The organism is Salinibacterium sp., assembly GCF_031364185.1.
Lineage (GTDB): Bacteria > Actinomycetota > Actinomycetes > Actinomycetales > Microbacteriaceae > Rhodoglobus.
The window spans coordinates 1-7,631 of sequence record NZ_JANLVV010000218.1; the positions used below are offsets into that span (position 1 = coordinate 1).

General features: G+C 63.6%; 9 protein-coding genes. 7 read left to right on the plus strand and 2 right to left on the minus strand.

Annotated elements, in window-relative coordinates; translation table 11 throughout:
* The 7 genes from RMN95_RS09570 to RMN95_RS09600 form a co-directional block, all read left to right on the plus strand.
* Positions 1–187, plus strand: a 187-nt coding sequence (locus RMN95_RS09570) for a HepT-like ribonuclease domain-containing protein (protein ID WP_309616691.1), incomplete at its 5' end; no start/stop codon positions are given.
* A 37-nt stretch (positions 188–224) separates the two neighbouring features.
* Entirely contained in the window at positions 225–1,073 is an 849-nt protein-coding gene (locus RMN95_RS09575) for an ABC transporter permease (protein WP_309616692.1), read from the plus strand.
* Positions 1,060–1,569, plus strand: a complete 510-nt coding sequence (locus RMN95_RS09580; protein ID WP_309616693.1) for a GNAT family N-acetyltransferase — start codon at positions 1,060–1,062, stop codon at positions 1,567–1,569. Before RMN95_RS09575 ends, RMN95_RS09580 begins: the two co-directional genes overlap by 14 nt.
* Before the next feature lie 63 nt (positions 1,570–1,632).
* Positions 1,633–2,355, plus strand: coding sequence for an AAA family ATPase (locus RMN95_RS09585; protein WP_309616694.1), 723 nt, complete (start codon positions 1,633–1,635; stop codon positions 2,353–2,355).
* 116 nt (positions 2,356–2,471) lie between these two features.
* Positions 2,472–3,938, plus strand: coding sequence for a DUF222 domain-containing protein (locus tag RMN95_RS09590; protein WP_309616695.1), 1,467 nt, complete (start codon positions 2,472–2,474; stop codon positions 3,936–3,938).
* A gap of 52 nt (positions 3,939–3,990) precedes the next feature.
* A complete protein-coding gene (locus RMN95_RS09595) occupies positions 3,991–5,049 on the plus strand; it encodes a DNA methyltransferase (RefSeq protein ID WP_309616696.1) in 1,059 nt (352 codons plus the stop codon).
* Entirely contained in the window at positions 5,046–5,846 is an 801-nt protein-coding gene (locus RMN95_RS09600; protein WP_309616697.1) for an HAD-IIA family hydrolase, read from the plus strand. The genes RMN95_RS09595 and RMN95_RS09600 overlap by 4 nt, the downstream gene beginning before the upstream one ends.
* 42 nt (positions 5,847–5,888) lie before the next feature.
* Here RMN95_RS09600 and RMN95_RS09605 read toward each other — a convergent pair whose 3' ends face one another.
* Both RMN95_RS09605 and RMN95_RS09610 read right to left on the minus strand, forming a co-directional pair.
* Complete coding sequence (locus tag RMN95_RS09605; protein WP_309616698.1) at positions 5,889–6,896, minus strand: SDR family NAD(P)-dependent oxidoreductase; 1,008 nt, start codon at positions 6,894–6,896, stop codon at positions 5,889–5,891.
* Between the two features lie 92 nt (positions 6,897–6,988).
* The coding region (locus tag RMN95_RS09610) for a septum formation family protein (protein ID WP_309616699.1) at positions 6,989–7,631 on the minus strand (643 nt) is incomplete at its 5' end.

A 7,631-nucleotide genomic window follows, 5' to 3' on the forward strand; every position in this document is an offset into this window, starting at 1 on the left:
TCACGGTAGCGATGGATTGAGAGAACGTCTCTTCGCCGGGGAGTGGGGCATCGCGTGGGCGACCAGGAACAGGATCGTACATAGCTACATCTATATCGACCACGGCATCATTGCGGCGACCGTCGCGACTGACCTCCCCGATCTGGAATCTGCATTGTTGGCGGAGATTAAGCGATACGGCTCCTGAGGTGAGCGGCTGTGATCTAATCGAATAGGCACCCTCTGTGCCAGATGGCGCTCATCAGATCGGAGCCGTGGTGACCCCCATCGTCACAATCGTCGCGGTCGCTCTCCTCGCAGCGATCACGCTGGCGATCGTGCTCGCGCTTCGGCTCGAGAAGCCGTGGTTGCAGCCGTGGGCGCTCCTTCGGGCCGTGGTCCAACTGGGCATCCTGAGCGTCATCCTGAACGGGGTGATCAGCAACCGCTGGTGGGTTGCCGCCTTTCTCGCAGTGATGGTCGCGGCGGCCACCTGGGTGATGTTCCGGCGACTCCGAGTGGCGGCGCGCTACCTGCCCGCCCTCGCTGGCACGGTTGTCGCGGCATCCACTCTGCCCCTGGTCGTCGTGTTCGCCACCGGAGCGGTCGACTTCAGCCCGCGCTACCTCCTGGCGCTCGGCGGCATCGTGATCGGCAATACCATGACGGTCTGCACCCTGATGGGGCGCTCACTCGGGTCGCTTTACCTTTCGCAGCGAGACGAGATGGAAGGGTGGCTCGCGGTGGGCGCGACCCCGCGCCGGTCGGCGCTTCGGGCAGTGCGGTCGGCGGCATCCACTGCCCTCATTCCGTCTGTCGACCAGACCCGCACGACCGGGATCGTCACTCTGCCCGGTGCCTTTGTCGGGGCGGTTTTCGCGGGAGCTTCGCCCGTCCAGGCCGCGCAGTTTCAGATCGTCGTGCTCGCCGCCGTTCTCACGGCAGGGGCGCTCGCTGCGGCTTCCCTCACGGGAATTTTCGGCGCGCCGGAGGTGCTGCCGCTCGACGAGAGGCCGCTCGGAGGGCGGCGGGCAAAACCGCCGGTGCTAGTGGACGCGGGTGCTATGGCAGTCTCGAAAGATGCAATGGCCTGACCCTGAACCGATATCGTCTGAGCGACTGCTGTTGGAACCGCTGTCTGTGACACAGGCGCCAGCAATGGTCGAGGTTCTGGCCGACCCGGCTTTGTACCAGTACACCGGCGGCGAACCACCGTCACTTGACGTGCTGCGCGAACGGTATGCCGTGCACACGCGGGGGCAGTCGTCTGACGGTGCGCAATGGTGGCTGAATTGGGTGGTCATGCTCCGAGACTCACGCAAGCCAGTGGGGTACGTGCAGGCAACGGTCGAAGACGATGGATCAGAACTTGTTGCTGACATCGCCTGGGTCATCACACCGCGACAGCAAGGACGAGGCATCGCCTCCGAGGCCACCCAAGGGATGATCGGATGGCTGCGATCACAAGGAGTAGGTCGCTTCACTGCGTACATCCATCCCGACCACCTTGCCTCAATGGGGGTGGCGCAAAATCAAGCCCTGCACGCAACATCGGTCCAGAGGGATGGCGAGATTCGGTGGGAGTCGTAGCAGGGACGGCGAGCGCAACCTACATCCATCGTCAAGTCGCGATGAGTCAGGCAGAATGACGGGATGCTGTCGAACGCGCCTCCTCTACGCTCGGTAGGCCGGGATCCCGACGCGACAATACTGCCCCGCAGCACGTGGCCGGCGACGCTCGCTCCGATCGCGCAACTTCTCGACCACGGTCTGGATCTGGGCCCCGTCACCGTCTTCGTCGGCGACAACGGGGTTGGCAAGTCCACTCTCGTCGAGGCCATCGCAGGCGCCTATGGCATGGGCCCGGAAGGAGGATCTACCGGCTCGAGGCACACCACCCGAAAGTCGGAGTCCACCCTTGCCGACCACCTTCGGCTGAACAGAGGCCTTGGCGCCGGCCGAGGAGGCTTCTTCCTCCGCGCGGAAACCATGCACGGGTTCTTCACCTATCTCGAACATAACCCCGGCGGCAAGGATCCCGTGTTCCACGAGCGCTCGCACGGCGAATCATTTCTCGACCTTGTGGTTGCTCGGTCTCGATACCCCGGCCTCTGGATTCTGGATGAGCCGGAATCGGCCCTGTCGTTCACCGGGTCACTGGCGTTGCTCAGTATTCTCCGCGACATCGTTGAGGCCCGCGGGTCTCAGGTAATACTCTCTACTCACTCTCCGATCCTGGCTTCGATCCCCGGCGCGGTGATCTACGAAGTCGGGCCCTGGGGCTACCGACCTTGTGTGTGGAAAGACCTCGACCTGGTTCGCGATTGGCGCTCCTTTTTGGAGGAGCCGGAACGGTACTACCGGCAGCTACTCTGACTCTCCCGGTGCGCCACTTCTCCTCCACAAAGTGCTGGTCAACGACTTATCCACCGCTTTTGCGCTGGCAGGGAACCAGCGGCTGCAATGTCAGTGGTCCGGTGTCTACTTCAGTTATGGGAACACCCGCAGCAGTGAGCTTCGTGTCGTCAGACACCAGCGACGATGTGAGCTCTGACGTGAGCCTCGACTCGAGCCTTGCCACCGGTCCTGCCCCCAGCCCCGCCATCAGCCTTACCGGCGTCATGAATGACACCATGGCCGAGCTGCTCGATGCAATCGTCGCTACTGACGGCATGATGGCCTCGATCACCGCCTACCGCGCGCAACTCATCGATCAGGCACGGTCATGGAGCGAGTTCAGCGCCAATATCGCCAGCCCCGACGTGCCCAATCGAGCTGGGGGGTGGGATGCCGCGACTGTCGCCCACCGCGAACTCGTCACCGAACTGGCGTGTGCACTCCGACTTCCCGAACGCACTGCGGAGACGCTCGTCGCCCACAGCCACATCCTCGCGGCAAGCCTGCCTGCCACCCTCGAAGCGCTGCAGAAAGGCGAGATCAGCTATCGGCATGCGCAGTCGATCGCCGATCATGCGGCAAGCCTGCCTGCCGATGCCACGGCAGCGTTTGAGACAGCCGTTCTTCCCGCAGCCCGAACGCTCACCATCGCCCGGTTCGATCACAAGGCGCGGGTACAGCGTGAGCGAATGAATCCCGAGTCCATCGAGGCCCGGCATGTGGCCGGAGTCGCCGATCGATCGGTTTCCGTCAGTGGGGATCGCGACGGGATGGCCTGGCTGAACGCCTATCTCCCGGCAGCCGAGGCAATCGGCATCCATAACCGGCTCGGAGACATCGCCAAGAGCCTGAAGTGCAAGGCCGAGCCGCGCACCATCACCCAACTGATGGCCGACGTTCTGGTCGACCTTCTCGTCGACGGCGAGATCGTCGGTGCCAGTTATAGAGACGGGGCCAGTTGCAACGACGGTGGCAGTTGCAACGACGGTGGCAAGGACGCCAACTGTGCCAGTGACGACAATTGTGCCGGTGATAAGGTCGGGCCCGACGGTACACACAGCATCGGGCGCGGCATCCGTGCAACCGTTCTGGTCACCGTCCCCGTGCTCGCACTGCTCGGTCTCGAAACTCCCCCAGCAACGCTTGAGGGCTTCGGTCCCATCGACGCCGAGACCGCCCGCGAGCTGGCCGCCACGGCACCCGGATTTACACGCATCCTGACTCACCCCGAAACCGGGGCCGTGATCTCGGTCGGTCGTGATCGCTACTCGGCACCGGCCGACCTTCGGCGATACCTTCGCGTGAGGGATGAAACCTGCCGGTTCCCCGGGTGCGGCAGACTCGCCATCAACTGCGACCTTGATCACACCGTCGACTGGCAGAACCGGGGCCCCACCAGCCACGACAATCTGGCCCACATGTGCGTCGGGCATCATCACCTCAAACATCACACCCGATGGGAGGTAGAACAACTCGGTGATGGTGTTCTGCAATGGACTTCGCCCCTCGGGCGCACCTATCTCACCCATCCCTCCGTCGTGATCGGGTCGCTCGAGAGCTGACGCTGACCGGCGCGGCATCTGCTGCGGCATCATCACCTGTTAATCTCGGGTCATGCCCCGAGAAATGGTCAGCACAACGCCCGAAGCCGCTGATGGACAGACCGTGCCCGACCAGACCATGCCCAGCCAGACCATGCCCAGCAAGACCATGCCCAGCCAGACCATTCCCAGCAAGACCGTGCCCGGCCCCAGTGTGCCCGGCCCCAGTGTGACTGGCCCCAACCGCGTCATCCACGGTGACAATCTTGCCGTGATCGCAACCCTGCCCGACGAGAGCTTCAGACTGATCTACCTCGATCCACCATTCAATACCGGCCGCACCCAGCAGCGCCAGAACATCAGGACCGTTCGAAATTCCGACGGGGCGCGCAAAGGATTCCAGGGCCAGAGCTACGAGACCGTCAAAGGCACCCTCACACAATACGATGACCGGTTCGCCGACTACTGGGGCTTCCTCGAACCAAGGCTCATCGAAGCCTGGCGGCTGTTGGATGATCGTGGAACCCTCTACCTTCACCTCGACTACCGCGAAGCTCACTACGCCAAAGTCGCTCTCGACGCCCTGTTTGGCCGTGACAGCTTCCTCAACGAGATCATCTGGGCGTACGACTATGGTGCAAGGGCGACAAAAAAATGGCCCTCCAAGCACGACACGATTCTCGTCTACGTGAAGAATCCCAGAACGTACTACTTCGACAACCTCGCCGTCGACCGCGAGCCGTACATGGCCCCGGGGCTGGTGACTCCCGAAAAGGTCGAGCGAGGCAAACTTCCCACGGATGTCTGGTGGCACACGATCGTCTCCCCCAACGGCAGGGAGAAGACAGGGTACGCGACACAGAAGCCGGAAGGGATCGTGCGCCGCATCATCCAGGCCTCAAGTGCGCCCGGCGACTGGGTGCTCGACTTTTTTGCTGGCAGCGGCACGACCGGCGCGGTTGCGCAGGCCCTCGATCGCCGCTTCCTGCTCGTCGATGAGAACCCGGATGCGATCGCCATCATGCGCGCCCGGCTCGGCGAGACGGCGGTGTTCTCCCGGCACGCCGTCGCAGCACCCTCACCCAGCGCTCCCCCCGCCCAGACACCGTCCCCCGGTACGATGACGCCATGAGTGATCGTCGCGACATCGAGTGCTGGCTCACCGACATGGACGGCGTTCTCGTGCACGAGAACCACCCGGTGCCGGGCGCTTCAGAGCTGCTGCAGCAGTGGCGGGACGAGGGCAAACCGTACCTCGTGCTCACCAACAACTCCATCTTCACCCCTCGCGATCTCAGTGCGCGGCTACGTGCGTCGGGGCTGGACGTGCCCGAAGAGTCGATCTGGACCTCCGCGCTCGCGACGGCAGATTTCCTCCAATCGCAGATGCCGGGCGGCAGCGCCTTCGTCATCGGCGAGGCCGGCATTACGACCGCTCTGCACGAGGCCGGGTTCATTATGACCGAGAGTGACCCCGACTATGTGGTGATCGGCGAGACACGCAACTACTCATTCGAGGCCATCACCAAGGCCATCCGGCTCATCGGGTCCGGCTCGCGATTCATTGTGACGAATCCGGATGCCACGGGCCCGAGCGCCGACGGACCCCTCCCGGCCACGGGAGCAGTCGCCGCCCTCATCTCGAAGGCCACGGGCAAAGAGCCCTACGTTGTGGGAAAACCGAACCCCATGATGTTCCGTTCGGCGATGAACAAGATCGGCGCCCACAGCGAAAATACCGGCATGATCGGTGACCGCATGGACACCGATATCGTTGCCGGCATCGAGGCGGGGCTGCACACGATCCTCGTGCTCACGGGAATCAGTGACCAGGCCGAGATCGACCGATACCCGTTCCGGCCGGATGAGATACTCGACAGCGTCGCCGATCTGCTCTCGCCAGTGCCCGTCGAATCCGAAATCGACTAGGACTGGATCAGCAGCATCCCTCGCCGAAATGGTGGGTCGTCATCAGGCGAAGACGTTTACTCCCGTGAGCTGCGCCGAGTAGTTCCAGAGCCAGGATGCCGCATCCGGATCAATGGCGTGCTCGTTCACTCCCGCCACCCGTGCGTTCGGCGCGCCAGGTACGGTCGGCTCTGCGATATCGCAGTCCTCGCAATAAACACCCCCCATACCCGCGAGCTGTGGCGAGGTCGCCGCCCAGACGGAGGTCGCCGCGCCCTGTTCCGGGGTCTTGAACCGCGCATTTAGCGTGCCATCCTCGCTAATCCAACCGGAGGCAATCATCTCCTCGCGCGGTAAGTGGCGTTGGAGCTCGGTCATAATCCCGCCCGGGTGTACGGCGAATGCGTGCACACCGTGCGGCGCGCCGAGTGCGTTCAACTGAACAGCGAACAGGCTGTTCGCGGTCTTGGCCTGGCCATATGCGAGCCACTTATCGTATCCAGTGGTGAACTGCGGGTCGTCGAAACGGATGCCGGACAGCTTGTGCCCGGTAGAAGACAGCGAGACGACCCTGGCATCGTCAGCCGCAATGAGTGCTGGCCAGAGCAGGTTCGTGAGCACGTAGTGACCGAGATGGTTGGTGGCGAACTGCGACTCCCAGCCCTCACCAACCCGCGACTCGGGGGCGGCCATAATTCCAGCATTATTGATCAGGATGTCAAGGCTTCGGCCCGAGGCGAGGAAGCGTCCCGAGAACGCGCGCACACTGCCCAGGTCAGCAAGATCCAGCTCGTCCACTTCTACTCGGCCCACTTCTACTTGGCCCACCGCTTCTGACCCGCCGAGTCCCCGAACGTCAAGAGCCGCCCGCGCGACGTCCGGCCGACGTGCCGGCACGATTACGGTGGCACCCGCACCGCTGAGAGCGGCCACCGTCTCGATGCCGAGCCCAGAATAGCCGCCCGTGACGATCGCGGTACGGCCCTTCAGATCGATGCCGACGAGCACATCAGCGGCAGTAGTTTGTGCTCCGAAGCCGGACGGAAGCTTGCTCTGAAGTGACGTTGTCATGCATCCAGCCTAGACAGGGCCGGGCCTGGCCTGGCCTGCCCTGGCCACAGAGCGGGATCATGGTCGTAGCGCTGCGAAGCCAAGCGCGACCGTCAGGCCGCCGGAATCGCGATGGATCCGGTGAGGTCGCCTCCACCTGAGCGACTGGCAAAACAGTAATAGGTACGGTCGCCGCCCGCCCACCGCTCGGAGCTAGGAGGGAAACTTGCCGAGATCTGGATGTCGTCAAACTCCCCGGCACTCGCGTAGTCAATGACAGTGGCGGCGGTGCAGGCCAGCGTCGTACTCGCCTGGAGGTCTGCGGTTGCCGGGTATGCGGCTCCAGCGGCATCGGGCAGGGTTGCCCTGGCAAGCATCTGCGCCGGATGAGGCTGGCCGCAATCGACGACCGTGTAGGTCTCCTGCCACGGGGATTCGTAGAGGGTGAGGCACTCCCCACCCAACAGTTCATCAAACGGATGGTCACCGGCCGCAACCGGCCCTGTGCCGACCACTGGCGCGACTGTCGGAGTGGTGGAAGGTGGAACCGCGGGGGTAACGGCGGCCTCGGGTACGGCCGGCACACCTATCCGGGTCCCCAACAGAAACAGAGCAACGAGCGCCAGCAACGCCACAAGCCCCCCGGCCACCCCCAGGAGAATCTTTTGCTGGCGTGGCATCGCATGTGCCGGCACTGGCTTCGGCGAAACTGGGTTCGGTGGAACAGAGAGGGCAAGGGCATTCCCGGGCAGTGGA